The following is a 19449-nucleotide window of genomic DNA, read 5'->3' on the forward strand; positions in this document are numbered from 1 at the left end:
GCAGCTTCACCAGCCGTCCCGCGCTCTTCACCAGCTGAGCCCCTGCTTCACCCGGCGGTCCGCGCCGTGAAGCGCGGGTTCAGCTGGTGAAGCGGACCGGGTGGGGCCGGGGCGGCGGCGGGCGCGACGGACGGGAGTTCGCTAGGTTCTCGAGAATGATCGACACGGCTCCACCGCTGGTGGAGATGCTGCAGGTCAACAAGCACTTCGGGACGCTGCACGTGCTCCGGGACATCGATCTCACCGTCGCGCGGGGCGAGGTGGTCGTCGTCATCGGGCCGTCGGGCTCGGGGAAGTCGACGCTGTGCCGCGCGATCAACCGGCTGGAGCCGATCGACTCGGGGACGATCCGCGTCGACGGGGTCTCGCTCCCCGCGGAGGGCAAGGAGCTCGCTCGGCTCCGCGCCGACGTCGGGATGGTGTTCCAGTCGTTCAACCTCTTCGCGCACAAGTCCGTGCTGGACAACGTGACGCTCGGCCCGATCCAGGTCCACAGGATGCCGAAGGCGGAGGCGGAGTCCAAGGCCCGTGCCCTGCTCGAGCGGGTCGGCGTCGCGGACCAGGCGAACAAGATGCCGGCCCAGCTCTCCGGCGGGCAGCAGCAGCGCGTGGCGATCGCCCGCGCGCTGGCGATGGACCCCAAGGTCATGCTCTTCGACGAGCCGACCTCCGCCCTGGACCCGGAGATGATCTCCGAGGTCCTCGACGTCATGCGCGAGCTCGCCGCCAGCGGCATGACAATGATCGTCGTCACGCACGAGATGGGCTTCGCCAAGGCGTCGGCGAACCGCGTGGTCTTCATGGACCACGGCCAGATCGTCGAGCAAGCAGTGCCGGCGGAGTTCTTCGCGAACCCGCGCAGCGACCGTGCCCGCGACTTCCTCGGAAAGATCCTTTCCCATTAGAGAGGCGAACCGCCCATGAGATTGCGCCGCTTGACCACCTCCGCCGCCGCCCTCGTGCTGGCGTTGTCGTTGACGGCCTGCGGAGGCGATGACGACGACGACAACGCCTCGCAGGACAACACGCCGAGCGGTGGCGCCAGCGCGTCGGCCTCCGCGGTCTCCGGCACGCTCGGCCGCCTGCAGGGCGCCGACAAACTCGTGGTCGGCGTGAAGTTCGACCAGCCGGGCGTCGGCGAGAAGGACCCCGCGACGGGCAAGCTCTCCGGCTTCGACATCGAGATCGCCAAGATCATCGCCAAGGCGCTCGGGATCGACTCCGGCGACATCGAGTTCAAGGAGACGGTCTCGGCCAACCGCGAGCCGTTCATCAAGGCCCGCACGGTCGACCTCGTCATCGCCTCGTACTCGATCACCGAGGAGCGTCGGAAGGTCGTCAGCCAGGCCGGGCCGTACTACGAGACCGGTCAGCAACTGCTGGTCCGCTCCGACGACAGCTCGATCAACGGCCCCGACGACCTGACGGGCAAGAAGGTCTGCTCGGTCAGCGGCTCGACGTCCATCAAGACCGTCGAGGAGAAGTACGGCGCGGCGCCGGCGCCGTTCGCGACCTACACCGAGTGCGTGCAGCAGCTGGTCAACAAGTCCGTCGACGCGGTCACCACGGACGGTGCCATCCTGCTCGGCTACGCCGCGAAGCAGCCCGACAAGGTCAAGGTCGTGGGTGACCCGTTCAGCCAGGAGCGCTACGGCATCGGGTTCGCCTTCGGCGACACGCAGATGTGCGAGTTCCTCATCGACACGCTGCAGGCCGCGTTCGACGACGGCAGCTGGGCCCAGGCCTTCGCCGACACGCTCGGCAAGTCCGGGGTCTCCGCGCCGCCGGTCCCCCAGCTCGACGACAAGTGCTGACCGCCCGTCACCTGTGAACGGTCTGACCTGACGTGAACGTCCTGGCGGACAACGCCGGAGAGATCCTCGAGGGCTTCTGGAAGACGATCCAGCTCTTCGTGCTCTCCGGCGTTGCCTCGCTGGTCCTCGGGACCGTGCTCGCCTCCATGCGGGTCAGCCCGATCCCGGTGCTGCGCGGCGCCGCGGCGGTCTTCGTCCACGTCGCCCGCAACACCCCGCTGGTGCTGATCTTCATCATCTTCGTCTTCGGGTTCCCGACGGTCGGCATCCAGTTCTCGTTCTTCACCTTCGCGGTCCTCGCCCTGACCGCGTACACCTCGGCCTTCATCTGCGAGGCGGTTCGCTCCGGGATCAACGCGGTCAGCGCCGGACAGGCCGAGGCCGCCCGCGCCCTCGGGATGACCTTCCGGCAGAACCTCACGCTGATCGTGCTACCGCAGGCCACGCGCAGCGCGATCCCCCCGATCACCAACATCCTGATCGCGCTGGTCCGCAACACCGCGGTCGCGGAGGCATTCGGGGTCACCGAGGCCTCCTACGTGATGTCGGGCCTGCTCCGCGACCACGCCGACTCCCTGTACTGGATCTTCTTCGGCATCGCCGGCGGCTACATGCTCATCGTCTTCGTGCTCACTGCGTTCGCCGCGTGGTTGGAGCGCCGGGTGGCGGTGCTGCGATGAGCCTGGTCCTCTTCGACGTCCCCGGTCCGCGGGCCCGCCGCCGGGCACGGATCTTCAGTGCCCTCGCGATCGTCGTCTTCGCCGCGCTCGTCGGCTGGGTGATCTGGCGTCTCGACCAGCGCGACCAGTTCGACTCCACGCTCTGGGAACCCTTCACCGACCGCGGCATTCAGAAGGCCATCGCCCGCGGGCTCGGTGCGACGATCCGGGCCGCGCTGTTCGCGATCGTCCTCGCACTGATCCTCGGGATCCTGCTCGCGGCCGGACGCCTGTCGACGCGGCGCTGGCTGCGCTGGCCCTGCGTGGCGTTCGTCGAGTTCTTCCGCGCGACGCCGGTCGTCATCCTGATCCTGTTCCTGTTCATCGCCTTCTCCGGCGACTTCGAGCCGATCGGCGACGACCTCTCCGACGCCCTCCCCGAACGCGTCGCGGCCATTCTCGGCACCGACCAGCTCGGGACGCTGGCCCCGCTGGTGATCGCGCTGATGCTGTACAACGGGGCGGTCCTCGCCGAGGTGTTCCGCGCGGGCATCCTCGCCGTGCCCAAGGGCCAGCGCGAGGCCGCCGCGGCCGTCGGGCTGACCGAGCGTCAGATCATGAGCCAGGTCCTGCTCCCCCAGGCGACCCGCATCATGCTGCCCTCGATCGTCAGCCAGGCCGTCGTCGCGCTGAAGGACACCTCGCTCGGCTTCATCATCGCCTACCCCGAGCTGGTCCGCGTCGGCCGGAACATCTACGACACCCGCTACAACATCATCCCGACGGTCATCGTCATCACGATCATCTACGTCGCCCTGAACATGGCGGTCGACGGCTTCGCCCGCTGGCTCGAACGCCGCCAGGCCCGGCGCTACAGCCGCGCCGCCGTCTCCCAGGCCGCCGCCGTCACCGACGCCACCTGACACTCGCCCGAAAGCGCAGTACGACACCCGCTTTTTGCTTTCGCGGGTGCCATAGTGCGCTTTCGGGGAGATGCCCGGCGGGACAGGCGATCAGTCGCCCAGGGGCGGGGCGTCCTCGCCCTCGGCCTCGAGCGCCTCGCGGATGACGCGGTAGGCGACGGCCTCGGAGTACCCCTTGCGCGCGAGCAGGGAGGCGACGCGGCGGAACCGGACCTGGGTGTCGAGGCCGCGGGTCGCGGCGAGGCGCTTGGTCGCGAGGGTGCGCGCGGTCTCGAGCTCACGCTCGGGGTCGAGCTCCGCGACCGCGACGGCCACGACGGCCGCGTCGACCCCGCGGGTCCGCAGCTCGTGGGCAAGGGCGCGGCGGGCGAGGCCGCGGCCGGCGTGGCGGCTCTCCACCCACGCCTCGGCGAAGGCCTGGTCGTCGATCAGGCCGACGTCGGTGAACCGCTCGAGGACCTCGTTCGCGACGTCCTCCTCGATGCCCTTGCGGGCCATCGCGGCCGCGAGCTGCGCGGCCGTGCGCGGCCCGTGCGAGAGCTGCCCCAGGCAGATCTCCCGCGCCAGGGCCGAGGGCTCGACGGGCTCCGCGGGCGGCTTCTCGCGTTTCTCGCGCCGCGCCCGCGGCTGCCCCTCGGATGCTCCGACGAACGACGGCGGCGCGTCGGGGTCGAACTCCCACCGGCTGCGGGATCGCCGTTGACGCGCCGCCATCGTTGTTCTCCCCGGACCGCTCAGAAGTCGGTCGGGGTGTCCTCGTCGACGGGCTTGTCGAGCTGCGGGCCGATGCCGAGCTTCTCCTTGATCTTCTTCTCGATCTCGTTCGCGAGGTCGGGGTTGTCCTTCAAGAAGTTGCGAGCGTTCTCCTTGCCCTGGCCGAGCTGGTCGCCCTCGTACGTGTACCAGGCACCGGACTTGCGGACGAAGCCGTGCTCCACGCCCATGTCGATCAGGCCGCCCTCGCGGCTGATGCCCTGGCCGTAGAGGATGTCGAACTCGGCCTGCTTGAACGGCGCGGCCATCTTGTTCTTCACGACCTTGACGCGGGTCCGGTTACCAACCGGCTCCGAGCCGTCCTTGAGCGTCTCGATCCGGCGGACGTCCAGCCGCACCGACGCGTAGAACTTCAGGGCCCGACCACCGGTCGTGGTCTCCGGCGACCCGAACATCACGCCGATCTTCTCGCGGAGCTGGTTGATGAAGATCGCGGTCGTCTTCGAGGAGTTCAGCGCACCGGTGATCTTGCGGAGCGCCTGGCTCATCAGGCGGGCCTGGAGACCGACGTGGCTGTCGCCCATCTCGCCCTCGATCTCGGCGCGGGGCACGAGGGCCGCGACCGAGTCGATGACGATGATGTCGAGCGCGCCCGAGCGGATCAGCATGTCCGCGATCTCCAGCGCCTGCTCGCCGGTGTCCGGCTGGGAGACCAGCAGCGCGTCGGTGTCGACACCGAGCTTGCGGGCGTACTCCGGGTCGAGCGCGTGCTCGGCGTCGATGAAGGCCGCGACCCCGCCGGCCCGCTGGGCGTTGGCGACCGCGTGGAGGGCCACGGTCGTCTTGCCGGAGGACTCGGGGCCGTAGACCTCGATGACACGCCCGCGGGGCAGACCACCGATGCCGAGGGCCACGTCGAGGGCGACCGAGCCGGTCGGGATGACGTCGACCGGTGCGCGCGTGTCGTCACCGAGCCGCATCACCGAGCCCTTGCCGAACTGCCGCTCGATCTGCGACAGGGCGTTGTCGAGTGCCTTGTCGCGGTCTGGTGCCTGAGCCATGTGTTGCCCCCACCTCGGGTCGTCGGATCTCGTCGGCGGCGACATTTCCATGCGGGTCCGACAACCGGCCCCGCCGTGCTCGGATCTGTGGATGCCGCGGCGTGGGGAAAACGCTAGCTCGAACACCCGTTCGACGAAACGCGCCACGCCGATCGTTCGAACAAAGTTTCGTCCCACCCGTCACACCCGGGGTGACACCCCCACGGCGACGGGGAGGGTCAGCGCCGCGACGGCGGCAGTTCCAGCGCGGCGCAGACGGCCCGCCAGACGGTCTTGGTGTCCTCGCCGGCGTCGAGAGCCTGCTGGACGGTACGGCCGCCGAGGCCGGCGATCACCGTGTCCCGGGCGTAGGACTCCGCGTACCCGGCCCCGAGCTCGGTCCGCATCCGATCCCAGAAGTCCGACAGGCGCATGCGGGTCAGTGTGCCTGCGGCCCGCACCGGAACGACGAACCGCCCCACACCGAGCGGCGTGGGGCGGTTCGGGAAGCAGGTTCTAGCCGAGCGCCTCGGCGTCGACGAGACGCTGCAGAGCCGCGTCCCAGCCGTGGTCGGGGAACTCGGCCGCGAGCGACTCGAGCTCGGCCTTGATCTTGGCGCCGTGGCCGGCCGCCGCGAGGCTGCGGATCTCCTCGACGAACGCGTCGGAGTTCGTCCGCAGGTTCGGGGTCCGCCCGGTGGTGATGTTGCGAACGTAGGCGTTCTTGCCGCCGTTCAGCGGGATCACGTACTTGACCTCGCCGAGGACGGAGACGGCGCCGGAGGCGGAGCCCGCACCGGCGCGGACTGACGCGCGTGAGGTCTTTGACTGCTTGCCGGACACGTGGCTCTCCTGCGGAAAAGATCGGGATGTGGCAGCCCATGGTACCCAGCACCCCGGGGTGCCCGTGCCGCGCGACCCCGTCAGGGCGTCCGGCCGGCCAGCCGGAGCAGCGTCTCCAGGTCCGACCCCGGCGCGTCGCCGGGTGCCGGCGGCTCGAAGAACGGGACTCCCCCGGCCCCGAGCGGCAGGGCGTTCTCCGGCCAGACACGCAGCGCGAACGCCGCCAGTTCCGGATCGCAGGCCTCGTCGAGACCGAGGGAGCGGGCCAGGTCCCAGGTGTGGACGACGACCTCGACGACCCGGATCTGGAGCAGGATGCGCCCCGGGATGTCCCCGGTCGAGAACGGGACGACCCGCTCCAGCGCCCCGGGCTCGGCGAACGCCGCGGCGCACAGCGCCCGGTTCTCCTCCCACGCCGGGAGCGCGCCGATCACGAGGGCGTCGATCTGCCGTTCGGCGAGAAAGTCGTCCCGCGTGCCGCCCCGCACGAGGCGGCCGTACCGGCCGCCGCCGATGACCACGTGGTTCACCAGGCGGTAGGTGTCCCAGTCGGTGCAGGGCGTGGGGCGGTGCCAGTCGGCCTCCCCGACCTCCCGCAGCCGCCGGTCGAAGCCGCGGTCCGCGGCGCTCAGAGCCTCGAGCACGTTCATGTGATCAGCTTCGCCTCCAGACGCCGGATCGCGAGCCAACAGGCTCCCGCGCCGAGCCCGGTCAGGTACAGCACGTGCAGCAGCAACGCGGCGTCGACCGCCCCCGTCGTGAGCCCCCGCAGCAACGCGACCCCGTGGTACAGCGGCAGTACCCGGGCGAGCCAGGCGACCGGGTCCGGGTAGGTCGACAGCGGCGCGAAGGTCGCCGAGAACAGGAACATCGGCAGGACGCCGGTCATGACCCACTCGAAGTCCTGCCAGCCGCGGATCAGCGCCACCGCGGCCAGGCCCAGCGCCGCGAACGTGAACCCGACGAGCAGCGCGGCCGGCAGGGCGAGGACCGCCCACCACGACGAGCACAACCCCAGCGCGGCCATCACCGCCAGGAACGCCGCCGAGTACGCCCCGCCGCGCATCAACGTCCACGCGATCTCGCCGACGGCGATGTCGCGGATCGTGATCGGCGTGGCCAGCACCGCCTCGTACGCCTTCGACAGATGCAGCTTGGCCATGATGTTGAAGCTCTCCATGACCGCGCCGTTCATCGCGGAGGCCGCGAGCATGGCCGGCGCCACGAACTCCGTGTACTCCAGCGGTCGGCCGCCCGGGCCCTCGACGTCACCGACGAGATCGGCGATCCCGACGCCGATCGAGAGCAGGTAGAACAGCGCCTCGAGGAATCCGCCGAGGATCACGAGCATGTGCCCGCGGAAGAACAGCGCGTTCCGCTCGACGACGTGCCGACCCGCCCCCAACGCCGGCCGGCCGACGCGTGGGAGCGGCGGCAGCACCCGCCCGACCGCCGTCACGGTGCCAGCCTCCGCGCGTACATCCGGACGGCGAGGACGAAGCCGCCGACCGTCCACGCGAGCAGGTATGCGACGTGCCCGAGACCGCTCGCGAACGTCCCCTGCTCCAGGGCCAGGTCGCGGCAGAGATCGACGCCGTGCCACAGCGGCGTCACGTAGGCCAGCTGCTCCACCCCCACCGGGAGCTGCGCGACCGGGAAGAACGCGCCCGAGAACAACGACATCGGCAGGACCACGAAGCGGTAGAACGCGGCGAGACTCATCTCGACCCGTCGGGTGATGGCGAACGCCGCGATCGGGGCGGCGTGCGCCAGCCCGCAGAGCACCGCCGCCGGCATCGCCGCGAGGACCCACGGCGAGGAGAACGCCCCGAACAGCGCCGCCACCGCGGTGAAGATCGTCACCGTCGCGGTCAGTTTCAGCGCGATGAACAACAGGTGGCCCGTCAGCAGGTCGTGCACCCGCAGGCGCGTCACCTGCTGCGCCGGATAGGTCCCCCACCACCGCAACGCCCCGATGACCGGCCAGGAACTCTCCTCGAACCCCTGCTGCATCGCGGTGAGGGCGAGGATCCCGGGGGCCAGGAACACCAGGTACTCGACGCCCTGCACCCCGGCCGCCCCGACGTTGTCGTCGACCAGCGTCCCGACGCCGAACCCGAGCGCGGTCAGGTACAGCAGCGGTGTCACGGTCATGGCGGTGAGCTGGGTGCGCCAGTGCCGCCGGTTGCGCAGGAGCCAGTACTCCATGGCCGGGACGGCCGGGCCGAGCAGCGGGCGCATCAGTCGACCAGCGTCCGGCCGGTGAGGCGGAGGAACACGTCCTCCAGCGAGGAGCGTCGGACCAGGACCGAGGCCAGGTTCAGCTCGTGATGATGGTGCGTCACGGCAGCGGCGGTGGCGTCCCCGTCGTCGGTGTAGAGCAGGACACGGTCCGGGAGGACCTCGATCCGCTGCGCGAGCGGCGCCAGGACCTCGGCCGGGCGCGCGGTCTCGCCGTCGGCCGGGCGGGCCTCGACGACCTCGCGGGTCGAGTGCGTCGCGATCAGGTCCCGCGGTGAACCCTCGGCCGCGATCCGACCGCCGTCCATCACGACGAGCCGGTCGCAGAGCTGCTCGGCCTCGTCCATGTAATGCGTCGTCAGAATCAATGTGACGCCTGAGCGCTTGAGCTGGAACAGCCGCTCCCACACGACGTGCCGGGCCTGCGGGTCGAGCCCCGTCGTCGGCTCGTCGAGCAGCAGGAGCCGGGGCCGGTTCACCAGCGCCCGCGCGATCGTCAGGCGCCGCTTCATGCCGCCGGAGAGGGTGTCGACGCGCGAGTCGCGCCGATCGGCGAGTTGCACGAACTCCAGCAGCTCGTCGGCCCGGGAGCGGCACTCCTTCCACGGCAGCCCGAAGTAACGGCCGTAGATGACGAGGTTGTCGCGGACGGTCAGTTCTCCGTCGAGGCTGTCCTCCTGCGGGACGACGCCCAGCCCGGCCCGGATCTGCGAGCCATCGACCGCCGGGTCCCGCCCGAGCACCCGGAGCACTCCCGCGGTCGCGGGCGACGTGCAGCCGATCATCCGCATCGTCGAGCTCTTGCCGGCCCCGTTGGGCCCGAGGAAGCCGAAGGCCTCACCCGCGCGGACCTCGACGTCGATCCCGGCCACGGCGACGCGGCGTTGCTCCCCCTCGCCGAACGCCTTGACCAGGTCGCGGGCGAACACCAACGCGCCCGGCGGCGCGTCGACGGCGACCGCCGCCCGTTCGTCCCTGGTCTCGTCCACCGGGGCACGTTACCCGCGTCCGCCGACGCGGGGCCGTCCAATTCCGCCCGCCCGGCATGACCGCCCACCGGGCGGGGGTAGGACGCCCACATGGACTGGAACGAGCAGCTGTGCGACCAGCTCGAGCGGCACTGGACCGGGCAGCTCCGGCCCCGGCTCGACGGGCTGACGGACGACGAGTACTGCTGGGAGCCCGTCCCCAACTGCTGGAACGTCCGGCCCCGCGGCACCGGCACCGCGATCGACTTCGCGAACCCCACCCCGGACCCCGAGCCGGTGACGACGATCGCCTGGCGCCTGGGCCACCTGATCGTCGGCGTCTTCGGCATGCGCGTCGCCCGCCACTTCGGCGGACCCGCGATGGACTACGAGACCTTCGAGTACGCCGGCACCGCCGCGACCGCACTCGCCCAACTCGACGAGGCCTACGCCGCCTGGATGGCCGGCGTGCGCACCTGGACCGACGAGCAGCTCGCCGCTCCCTGCGGCGAACCCGGCTACGAGGCCTTCCCGCGCGCCGCCCTGGTCCTCCACATCAGCCGGGAAGCGATCCACCACGGCGCCGAGATCGCCCTCCTCCGCGATCTCCACATCCGCCTCGGCTTCCGCTGACCCGCCGCCGCCTCCCTGCACAAGAGATGTCATCTCCAATGCATGCACTGGAGATGACATCTCTTGTGCAGATGACATCTCTTGTGCAGATGACATCTCTTGTGCAGGCCGGGCGGGGGCGGGTCAGGCGCGGGCGACGATCTCCCCGTGGGTGATGGAGAGCCAGCCGTCGCCGGCGGCGGCCCACTCGGACCAGCCGGCGGACATCGCCTGCAGGTCGGCCGCGGTGGCGTAGCCGGAGGTCAGGGCCTGGGTCGCCATCGCCGAGGAGAGGATCCGGTCCGCCCACATCCCGCCCCACCAGGCGCGGTCGTCCGGGGTCGCGAAGCACCAGACGCTCGCGGTCGGGGTGATGTCGGCGAACCCGGCCTGCTGCGCCCACGACAGCAGGCGCCGCCCGGCCTCGGGCTCGCCGCCGTTGTCGCCCGCGCACCGCAGGTAGAGCGCCATCCAGTCGTCGAGCGCGGGCGGCTTCGGGTACCACGCGAACGCCGGGTAGTCGCTGTCGCGCACGGCGACGATCCCGCCCGGCCGCGTCACCCGCCGCATCTCCCGCAGCGCCTGCACCGGGTCGGCGACGTGCTGCAGGACCTGGTGCGCGTGCACGACGTCGAAGCTGTCGTCCGCGAACGGCAGAGCGTGGACGTCCCCCACCGCGAACTCCACCCCGGTCGTTCCCCGCGCCGCCGCCTCCGCCCGGCACAGGTCGAGCGCCTCGGCGGTCGGCTCGAGCGCGGTGACCGCTCCCACCCGCTCGGCGAGGTCCAGCGTGAGCGTCCCCGGCCCGCAGCCGACGTCGAGCAGGCGCTGGTCCGAGGCCAGGTACGGCAGCAGGTACGCGGCGGAGTTCTCCGCGGTCCGCCACCGGTGGGAGCGCAGCACCGACTCGTGGTGGCCGTGGGTGTACGTCATGGCGTCTCACTCTCTGAGATTTATGTCTTACATTGTAAGACCCACCGGACCGGGGTGCATCGGGGCCAGGCCTACTGTCGGTGCCGCGGGGCAGGATGGACCGGTGCCCCCCACCTCCGACCCGATGGCCGGATTCGCGCCGGCGACCACGGCGTGGTTCTCCGGTGCCTTCGAGGCGCCCACGACCGCCCAGATCGGCGCGTGGGAGGCGATCGCGTCCGGTCGGCACGCCCTGGTCGTCGCCCCGACCGGGTCGGGCAAGACGCTCGCGGCGTTCCTGTCCGCCCTGGACCGGCTGACGTCCACCCCGCCGCCCGCCGAACGCGAGCGGCGCTGCCGCGTCCTCTACGTCTCGCCGCTCAAGGCGCTCGCCGTCGACGTCGAGCGCAACCTGCGCGCCCCGCTGGCCGGCATCCGCCAGGCCGCGCACCGGCTCGGTCTCCCGGAGCCGACGGTCGAGGTCGGCATGCGCACCGGCGACACCCCCGCCGACGAGCGCCGCAAGTTCGCCACCCGCCCGCCGGACATCCTCATCACCACGCCGGAGTCGCTCTTCCTCATCCTCACCTCGCGCGCCCGGGAGTCCCTTGCGGGCGTCGAGACCGTGATCGTCGACGAGGTCCACGCGGTCGCCGCCACCAAGCGCGGCGCCCATCTCGCGCTCTCCCTCGAACGCCTCGACGCCCTGCTGGAGAAGCCCGCCCAGCGCATCGGCCTGTCCGCCACCGTGCGCCCGGTCGAGGAGGTCGCGCGGTTCCTCGGCGGCGCCGCCGAGACCGTCGTCGTCAAGCCGCCGGCCGACAAGCAGTTCGACATCTCGGTCGTCGTCCCGGTCGAGGACATGCGCGAACTCGGCGTCCCCACCGCGGAGTTCGAGGGCTCCGCCGCCGGCGCCGAGCCACGGACCTCGATCTGGCCGCACGTCGAGGAACGCATCACCGACCTCATCGAGGCCCACCGCACGACGATCGTGTTCTCCAACTCCCGCCGACTCGCCGAACGTCTGACGCAGCGTCTGAACGAGGCTGCCCTCGAACGCGAGACCGGCGAGGAGCTCCCGCCCGAAGGGACGATCAAGCAACCCGCCCAGCTGCTCGGACACAGTGGCGTCTCCCGCGGCGCCCCGGAGGTCCTCGCCCGGGCCCACCACGGCTCGGTCTCCAAGGAGCAGCGGGCGATCATCGAGGACGAGCTGAAGACCGGGCGCCTCAAGGCCGTCGTCGCCACCTCGAGTCTTGAGCTCGGCATCGACATGGGCGCGGTCGACCTCGTCGTCCAGGTCGAGTCGCCACCCTCGGTCGCCAGCGGCCTGCAGCGCATCGGCCGCGCCGGCCACCAGGTCAGTGCGGTCTCCCGCGGCGTCGTGTTCCCCAAGCACCGGGGCGACCTCGTCCAGACCGCCGTCGTCGCCGAGCGCATGATGGCGGCTCAGATCGAGGCCATCCGCATCCCGCGCAACCCCCTCGACGTCCTCGCGCAGCACATCGTCTCGATGGTCGCCCTCGACGAGTGGTCCGCGGACGAGCTCCTCGCTCTCGTGCGCCGCGCCGCCCCGTTCGCCTCGCTCCCGCAGTCGTCGTTCGACGCGGTCCTCGACATGCTCTCGGGCCGCTACCCGTCCGACGAGTTCGCCGAGCTGCGCCCGCGGCTGGTCTGGGACCGGGTGAACAACACCCTCACCGGCCGGCCCGGTGCGCAGCGGCTCGCGGTCACCAGCGGCGGCACGATCCCCGATCGCGGCCTGTTCGGGGTCTTCCTGGTCGGGGAGAAGGCCTCCCGTGTCGGTGAGCTCGACGAGGAGATGGTCTACGAGTCCCGCGTCGGCGACGTCTTCACACTCGGCTCGTCCAGCTGGCGGATCGAGGACATCACCCACGACCGCGTGCTCGTCTCCCCCGCGCCCGGCCAGCCCGGTCGGCTCCCGTTCTGGAAGGGCGACTCGATCGGGCGCCCCCTCGAACTCGGTCGCGCCCTCGGCGGCTTCCTGCGGGAGCTCGCCCGCCTCGACGACGCCGCCGCCCGGGAGCGCCTGGCCCGGTGCGGGCTCGACGAGTGGGCGACCGACAACCTCCTCGTCTACCTCGCCGAGCAACGCGAGGCCACGACGCACGTCCCCGACGACCGCACGATCGTCGTCGAGCGCTTCCGCGACGAGCTCGGCGACTGGCGGCTGTGCGTGCACTCCCCCTTCGGCGCGCAGGTCCACGCCCCGTGGGCGCTGGCTCTCGCCGGCCGCCTGCGCGAGCGCTTCGGCGTCGACGTCCAGGCGATGCACGCCGACGACGGCATCGTCCTGCGCCTGCCCGACATCGAACTCGACGAGCTCGACCTCCCCCACGGTCAGAGCCCATCGGTGGTGCTCGACCCGGCCGAGGTCGACGCGCTCGTCACCGCCGAGGTCGGCGGCTCCGCGCTGTTCGCCTCCCGCTTCCGCGAGTGCGCGGCCCGCGCCCTGCTGCTCCCACGCCGCGACCCGGGCAAGCGGTCGCCGCTGTGGCAGCAACGGCAGCGGTCGGCCCAACTGCTGTCGGTCGCATCTGAGTACGCGTCATTCCCGATCCTGCTCGAGACGATGCGCGAGTGCCTGCAGGACGTCTTCGACGTCCCCGGCCTCGTCGAGCTGATGACCGACATCGAGAACCGAAAGGTCCGCGTCGTCGAGGTGGAGACCTCGTCGCCGTCCCCGTTCGCACGCTCGCTGCTCTTCGGCTACGTCGCCGCCTTCCTCTACGAGGGCGACTCCCCGCTCGCCGAACGCCGCGCAGCCGCTCTCGCCCTCGACTCCGCCCTGCTCGCCGAGCTCCTCGGCCAGGCCGACCTGCGCGAACTGCTCGACGTCGGCGCGGTCGAGACCGTCGAGATCGAGCTCCAGCGCCTCACCGCCGAACGCAAGGCGAAGGACCTCGAAGGAGTGGCCGACCTGCTGCGCCTGCTCGGCCCGCTGACGACCGCCGAGGTGATCGCCCGCGTCGTCGACGGGAACGAGGCCGAGGTCCCGCGCTGGCTCGCCGCCCTGGAGGAGGCCCGCCGCGCCATCCGCGTCCGCATCGCCGGCGCCGAGCAGTGGGCGGCGATCGAGGACGCCGGCCGGCTGCGCGACGCCCTCGGTGCCCCGCTGCCCGTCGGCGTGCCCGAGGCGTTCACCGAACCCGTCCGCGACCCCCTCGGTGACCTCGTCGCCCGCTTCGCCCGCACCCACGGCCCGTTCGCGGTGGCGGACGTCGCCGCCCGGTTCGGGCTCGGCAGCGCGGTGGCCCGCGGCGCCCTCGGCCGGCTCGCCGCGACGGGCCGCGTCGTCGAGGGCGAGTTCCGCCCCGGCGGGTCCGGCACCGAGTGGTGCGACGCCGAGGTGCTGCGCCGCCTGCGCCGGCTCTCGATCGCCCGGCTGCGGCAGGAGATCGAACCCGTCGAGCACACCGCGCTGGCGCGGTTCCTCCCCGCCTGGCAGCACGTCGGCGCCGACGCCCTGCGCGGCGTCGACGGTGTCCTGCGGGTCGTCGAACAGCTCCAGGGCGCCGCGGTGCCCGCCTCCGCGCTGGAGCGGCTGATCCTGCCCGCGCGGGTGGTCGGTTACTCCCCCGCGATGCTCGACGAACTGACCGCCGCCGGCGAGGTCCTGTGGGCGGGCCACGGCTCGCTGCCCGGCGACGACGGCTGGGTCTCCCTGCACCTCGCCGACACCGCTGACCTGCTGCTGCCCGAGCTCGACCCGGAGACCGAGGGCGGGGAACTGCACCGCGCCGTGCTCGACGCCCTCGGCGACGGGTACGCCCTGTTCTTCCGTCAGCTGTCCGACCGCGTCGGCTCCACCGACGACACCGCTCTGGTCGCCGCGATCTGGGACCTGGTCTGGTCCGGTCGGCTCACCAACGACACGCTCGCCCCGCTGCGGACCCTGATCGGCGGCCGCGGCTCGCACAAGGCCCGCAAGGCCCCGACGCCGCGAGCCCGTTACGGGCGGCCCGGCCGGGCGGCGCTCGGCAAACCGGCGATGCCCACACGCACCGGGCCCCCGACCGTCGCCGGCCGCTGGTCGCTGCTGCCCGAGCGCGAGTCCGACCCCACCCGCCGCGCGCAGGCCGCCGCCGACGCACTGCTCGACCGGCACGGTGTCCTCACCCGCGGCGCCGTCGTCGCCGAGCGGACGCCCGGCGGGTTCGCCGCGACCTACCGGGTGCTCGCCGCGTTCGAGGAGGCCGGCCGCTGCCGCCGCGGCTACTTCGTCGAGGGTCTCGGCGCCGCGCAGTTCGCGATGACCGGTGCCGTCGACCGCCTCCGCGCCACCCCGCGGGAGGACGCCAAGCGCCGCGGGCAGGCGCTCGTCCTTGCGGCGACGGACCCCGCCAACCCCTACGGCGCCGCGCTGCCGTGGCCCGAACGTCCGGACGAGGTGGCCTCCGGCCACAAGCCCGGCCGCAAGGCGGGGGCACTCGTCGTCCTCGTCGACGGCGAGCTCGTCCTCTACGTCGAGCGCGGCGGGAAGTCGCTGCTGTCCTGGGTCCACCCCGAGGCCGACGGTTCCTACGACGGCGCGGCCGAGAAGCTGCAACCGGCGGTCGACGCGCTCGCCCTCGCGGTGCGCGAGGGCGCGCTGGGCAAGCTCACCGTGGAGCGGGCCGACGGGGCGTCAGTCCTGACCTCCCCGCTGGGCTCCGCCCTCTCCGCCGCCGGGTTCTCCGCGACCCCGCGCGGTCTGCGGTTGCGCGGGTAGGCGCGCGTGCCCGAGGGCGACACCGTCCACCTCGCCTGCAAACGCCTCCACCGGGCGCTCGCCGGCTCGGAGGTCACCGCGAGCGACTTCCGCGTACCGCAGCTCGCCAACGCCGACCTGTCCGGGGCGAGAGTCGTCGAGGTGGTGTCCCGCGGCAAGCACCAGCTGCTCCGCTTCGCGCTCGCCGACGGCGAGCCGCTGACCCTGCACACCCACTTCAAGATGGACGGGACGTGGCACCTCTACCGTCCCGGCGCGACGCGCAGGGGTGGTCCCGACTTTCAGGTCCGGGTGGTGCTGACGACGGCGGACTGGGAAGCGGTCGGCTACCGGCTGCCGATCGTCGAGCTGGTCCCGACCGCGCAGGAGCACACGGTCGTCGGCCACCTCGGCCCGGACCTGCTCGGGCCCGACTGGGACCTCGACGAGGCGTTACGCCGTTTGGGTAGTGCGCCCGAGCGCACCATCGGCGAGGCCCTGCTCGACCAACGCAACCTCGCCGGGATCGGCACGCTGTACCGCGCCGAGACCTTGTTCCTCTCGGGCATCCATCCCCGCACCCCGGTCGCCGCGGTGCCCGACCTGCGCGCCGTCGTCGAACGGGCGCGGCGCCTGCTCGAGGCCAACAAGGACCGGCCGGACCAGTCGACCACCGGCGACCTGCGCCGCGGCCGCACCGCCTGGGTGTTCGAGCGGGCCCGCCAGCCCTGCCGCCGGTGCGGGACGCGGATCCGCGAGGAGGCGTTCGGCCCGCGCGGTCAGGAGCGGAAGGTGTACTGGTGCCCCGGCTGCCAGCCACAGAAAGTGGCTGATCCTTCCCGGAGCGTCACTGGCGAACACGGGCCGTCCTTGAGATCCTGAGGCATGCGGTGGGTGGTCGACACAGCGGACCCTCACCAGGTCCGAGCCGCCCAACGGGCGTTATGTGACCTTTTGCGGCGCGCGGACGGGGCGGACGACGACCTCGACGCCGCCCAGCTGATCCTGTCGGAGCTCGTCGGCAACGTCGTCGCGCACGCCCCGGGGCCGGCAGTCATCGAGCTCGACTGGCAGCCGCGGCACCCGACGCTGACGGTCGCCGACTCCGGTGCCGGCTTCGTCCCGGTGTCGACCCTGCCCGTCGACCCCCTCGCGGAGGGCGGGCGCGGCATGTTCATCGTCAACGCGCTCGCCCAGGACGTGCGGATCCGTTCGAACGGGTGCGGCACGCGGGTCGAGGTCGACCTCCCCTGGTCCGCACCGCCGCGCGTGCCGAGCAGCGGGTCCGCCGAGGAGTCCCTCGGCCCGTTGCGCGCGGTCCACCGCCTGGCGCTCGCGCTCCAGCAGTCGGACGGCCCGCCGGCGTTCTACGACCAGGCCGTCGCCACCATCGTCGAACTGCTCGGCGTCGACCGCGCCTCCCTGCTGCTCTTCGACGCCGACGGGGTGTGCCGCTTCAAGGCGTGGCGCGGACTGTCCGCGGAGTACCGGCAAGCCGTCGAGGGCCACAGCCCGTGGGGGCCCGACGACGTGGACGCCCGGCCGATCCTCGTCCCCGACGTCGCCGCCGACCCCGCCTGGGACCCCTACCGCCCGACCTTCGACGCCGAGGGCATCCGGGCGCTCGCCTTCGTCCCGTTGGTCCACCGCCACCGGGTCGTCGGCAAGTTCATGCTCTACTACCGCGACCCGCACGAGTTCGACTCGGCCGAGCTCGCGGTCGCGGAGGTCCTGGCCTCGCACGTCGCGCTGGCGCTGGAGAAGCGCGCCGCCGAAGGCGATCTCGCGCGCCAACAGGAACACCTGCAGCTCGCCCTCGCCGCCGGCGACCTCGGCACCTGGGACTGGGAGATCTCCACCGGCCGCCTCGAGTGGTCGCCCTCGCTGGAGACCATCCACGGCCTGCCCCCGGGAAGCTTCGCCGGGACGTTCGAGGCGTTCCACGCGGACGTGCACCCCGAGGACCAGCCGGTGGTCCTCGCCGCCGTCCAGGCCGTGCTCGCCGGCGAGAGCGACGACCACTACGCGGCAACCTTCCGCGTCGTCCGCCCCGACGGCACCCACCGCTGGGTGAACGCGAGCGGCCAGTTGCTCCGCGACGCCGACGGCCGGCCCGAGCGCCTCCTCGGTGTCTGCGGCGACGTCACCGAGCAGCGCCGCCTCCTGTCCGCCGAACGCGCCGCCGGCGCCCGGCTCGCGACCCTGCAGCGGATCACCGCCGAGCTGTCCCGCGCGGTGGGCGTCGACGACGTCGCGGACGTCGTCCTCGGTCTCGCGCTCGAGGAGCTCGGTGCCTCGACCGGGTCGCTGTGCATGATCGACGGCGACCACCTGCGGATCGCCCGCGCCGTCGGCTACGGCACCGAGGTCCTGGACTACTGGGAGCGCTTCTCTCTCGACGACGACCTGCCCGCCGCCCAGGCGGTCCGCACCGCCCAACCGGTCTACCTCGGCGGCAAGCTCGACCAGCAGGCGCGCTACCCGGCGTTCGACGACGCCCCGCTGGTGGGCGCCGGTTCGCTCGCGGTACTCCCCCTCGCCATCGACGGCATCCCGCTCGGTGCCCTGGTCATCGGGTTCACCGACACCCGCGAGTTCTCCGCCGACGACCGCGCCCTGTTCTGCTCGCTCGCGACCCAGTGCGCCGCGGCGATCGCCCGCGCCGACCTCTACGAGGAGCGCGAACGCGCCCGCGCCGCGGCGGAGCGATCCCGCGCGCGTCTGTCGTTCCTCGCCGAGGCCTCGGCCGAGCTCGGCACCTCGCTCGACTACCAGGCGACGCTGAAGCGTGTCGCCGAGCTCGCGGTCCCCCGGCTCGCCGACGTGTTCACGCTGCACCTGCTCGAGGGCAGCCGCATCTCGCTCGTCGGGCTGGCGACCTCCGACGCCGACCACCTCGAGCCGCTGCGGGAGGCGCTGCTGACCCGGCCGCCGGCACTGGAGGACGAGACCGGCACCGGGGCCGTGCTGCGTACCGGCGAGCGCGTGGTCTTCCGCCCCGTCCACGACGACCTCTGGGAGCGCTTCCGCGGCGATCACCCCGACCGGTTCCGCGCGCTCGCGCTCTCGGCCGGCGCGATCGTGCCGCTGGTGGCGCGGGGCCGCACGATCGGCGCGCTCGGCTTCGCGGTGCGGGCCGGCCGTGAGTTCGACGACGAGGGGCTGCTGCTCGCCGAGGAGCTCGCCGCCCGGGCCGGCGCCGCGATCGACAACGCGCGCCTGTTCCACCAGCGCACCACGGCCCTGCGCACCCTGCAGTCGAGCCTGCTGCCGCCGCAGCTGCCGCGCATCGCCGGCCTCGATCTCGGCGCCTGCTACTCCGCCGGCAGCGCGGGCCTCGACGTCGGCGGCGACTTCTACGACGTCTTCCCGCTGTACGGCAACCGGCACCTCGTCCTGCTCGGTGACGTGTGCGGCCGCGGCGTCGAGGCGGCCAACACGGCGTTGCTGATCCGCCACGTCACGCGCGCGGCGGCGGTCAACCTCCGCAGCCCGGCCGCGATCCTCGCGCACCTGAACGAGGTGCTGCTCCGCCACGGTGACGCCGACGGCGACGACCCCCGCTTCTGCACCGCGGTCGTCGCGGTCGTGCACCCCCGGTCGGACGGGACGGTGTCGGTCACCCTGACCCTCGGCGGCCACCCGGAGCCGTTGCTCCGCGACGCGAACGGCGAACTGCGCCCCGTCGGCGAACCCGGCTCGATCGTCGGCGCCACCGAGGACGTCTCGTTCACCGACACCCGCGTCCTGCTCGGACCCGGCGAGAAGCTGATCTGCTTCACCGACGGCGCCACCGAACGCCGCCGCGGCAACGACTTCTTCGGCGAGGACGGCCTCGCCGCCGCCCTGCGCACGGTCACCGGGAACGCCGACGCTGTCGCCTCCGGCGTGGTCGACGCCGTCACCGGCTTCGCCCCCACCGAGCTCGGCGACGACCTGGCCGTGCTCGTCCTGGGGCCGGCGACGCCGGACGCCTGACGTCCGAACGTCCTGACGGTCCGTCAGGCCCGTT

At 72.4% G+C, this 19449-nt stretch carries 17 protein-coding genes; 8 read left to right on the forward strand and 9 right to left on the reverse strand.

From position 1 onward, the window contains the following. Positions 1-155: 155 nt before the first annotated feature. Genes ABD401_RS21970 through ABD401_RS21985 form a run of 4 tightly spaced genes read left to right on the forward strand, consistent with a single transcriptional unit; the run spans position 156 to position 3396 of the window. Positions 156-905 carry an amino acid ABC transporter ATP-binding protein gene (locus ABD401_RS21970; protein WP_344608777.1) on the forward strand — a complete coding sequence of 250 codons (750 nt, stop codon included), beginning with the start codon at positions 156-158 and terminating at the stop codon, positions 903-905. Between the two features lie 30 nt (positions 906-935). After that, positions 936-1814, forward strand: coding sequence for a glutamate ABC transporter substrate-binding protein (locus tag ABD401_RS21975; protein WP_344608779.1), 879 nt, complete (start codon positions 936-938; stop codon positions 1812-1814). Positions 1815-1846: 32 nt separating this feature from the next. Further along, a complete protein-coding gene (locus ABD401_RS21980; protein ID WP_344608781.1) occupies positions 1847-2494 on the forward strand; it encodes an amino acid ABC transporter permease in 648 nt (215 codons plus the stop codon). Beyond that, positions 2491-3396: an amino acid ABC transporter permease gene (locus tag ABD401_RS21985; protein WP_344608783.1), complete on the forward strand. Its 906-nt coding sequence runs from the start codon at positions 2491-2493 to the stop codon at positions 3394-3396. Before ABD401_RS21980 ends, ABD401_RS21985 begins: the two co-directional genes overlap by 4 nt. 90 nt (positions 3397-3486) lie before the next feature. On the opposite strand, the gene ABD401_RS21990 is transcribed toward ABD401_RS21985, so the two are convergent. The 8 genes from ABD401_RS21990 to ABD401_RS22025 form a co-directional block, all read right to left on the reverse strand. Next, entirely contained in the window at positions 3487-4110 is a 624-nt protein-coding gene (locus tag ABD401_RS21990; RefSeq protein WP_344608785.1) for a regulatory protein RecX, read from the reverse strand. A 20-nt stretch (positions 4111-4130) separates the two neighbouring features. Next, positions 4131-5171 (reverse strand): recombinase RecA, encoded by a 1041-nt coding sequence (gene recA / locus ABD401_RS21995; RefSeq protein ID WP_344608787.1) that lies wholly within the window; start codon positions 5169-5171, stop codon positions 4131-4133. 218 nt (positions 5172-5389) lie between these two features. Next, positions 5390-5584, reverse strand: a complete 195-nt coding sequence (locus tag ABD401_RS22000) for a DUF3046 domain-containing protein (RefSeq protein WP_344608789.1) — start codon at positions 5582-5584, stop codon at positions 5390-5392. A gap of 82 nt (positions 5585-5666) precedes the next feature. Then, positions 5667-5993, reverse strand: coding sequence for a hypothetical protein (locus tag ABD401_RS22005; protein WP_344608791.1), 327 nt, complete (start codon positions 5991-5993; stop codon positions 5667-5669). Between the two features lie 80 nt (positions 5994-6073). After that, complete coding sequence (locus ABD401_RS22010) at positions 6074-6643, reverse strand: TIGR03086 family metal-binding protein (RefSeq protein WP_344608793.1); 570 nt, start codon at positions 6641-6643, stop codon at positions 6074-6076. Continuing rightward, on the reverse strand, positions 6640-7452 hold the full coding sequence (locus ABD401_RS22015; protein ID WP_344608795.1) for an ABC transporter permease: 813 nt from the start codon (positions 7450-7452) through the stop codon (positions 6640-6642). Before ABD401_RS22015 ends, ABD401_RS22010 begins: the two co-directional genes overlap by 4 nt. Further along, positions 7449-8234: an ABC transporter permease gene (locus tag ABD401_RS22020; RefSeq protein ID WP_344608797.1), complete on the reverse strand. Its 786-nt coding sequence runs from the start codon at positions 8232-8234 to the stop codon at positions 7449-7451. Before ABD401_RS22020 ends, ABD401_RS22015 begins: the two co-directional genes overlap by 4 nt. After that, complete coding sequence (locus ABD401_RS22025) at positions 8234-9223, reverse strand: ABC transporter ATP-binding protein (protein ID WP_344608799.1); 990 nt, start codon at positions 9221-9223, stop codon at positions 8234-8236. Before ABD401_RS22025 ends, ABD401_RS22020 begins: the two co-directional genes overlap by 1 nt. A gap of 90 nt (positions 9224-9313) precedes the next feature. Between ABD401_RS22025 and ABD401_RS22030 the strand changes: the two genes are divergently transcribed. After that, entirely contained in the window at positions 9314-9835 is a 522-nt protein-coding gene (locus ABD401_RS22030; protein ID WP_344608801.1) for a DinB family protein, read from the forward strand. 123 nt (positions 9836-9958) lie between these two features. Here the strand turns inward: ABD401_RS22030 and ABD401_RS22035 are convergent, their stop codons facing one another. Then, positions 9959-10747, reverse strand: coding sequence for a class I SAM-dependent methyltransferase (locus ABD401_RS22035; protein WP_344608803.1), 789 nt, complete (start codon positions 10745-10747; stop codon positions 9959-9961). A 124-nt stretch (positions 10748-10871) separates the two neighbouring features. Between ABD401_RS22035 and ABD401_RS22040 the strand changes: the two genes are divergently transcribed. From ABD401_RS22040 to ABD401_RS22050, 3 genes are read left to right on the forward strand one after another with little or no spacing between them, the layout of a single operon-like run. Continuing rightward, entirely contained in the window at positions 10872-15458 is a 4587-nt protein-coding gene (locus ABD401_RS22040; protein ID WP_344608863.1) for an ATP-dependent helicase, read from the forward strand. A 6-nt stretch (positions 15459-15464) separates the two neighbouring features. Beyond that, the gene (locus ABD401_RS22045; RefSeq protein WP_344608805.1) at positions 15465-16319 is read left to right on the forward strand and encodes a DNA-formamidopyrimidine glycosylase family protein; all 855 of its coding nucleotides are present in this window, start codon (positions 15465-15467) and stop codon (positions 16317-16319) included. A gap of 3 nt (positions 16320-16322) precedes the next feature. After that, complete coding sequence (locus tag ABD401_RS22050) at positions 16323-19415, forward strand: GAF domain-containing protein (RefSeq protein WP_344608807.1); 3093 nt, start codon at positions 16323-16325, stop codon at positions 19413-19415. Positions 19416-19449: the final 34 nt, after the last annotated feature.

The sequence above is a fragment of the Sporichthya brevicatena genome (genome assembly GCF_039525035.1).
GTDB lineage: Bacteria > Actinomycetota > Actinomycetes > Sporichthyales > Sporichthyaceae > Sporichthya > Sporichthya brevicatena.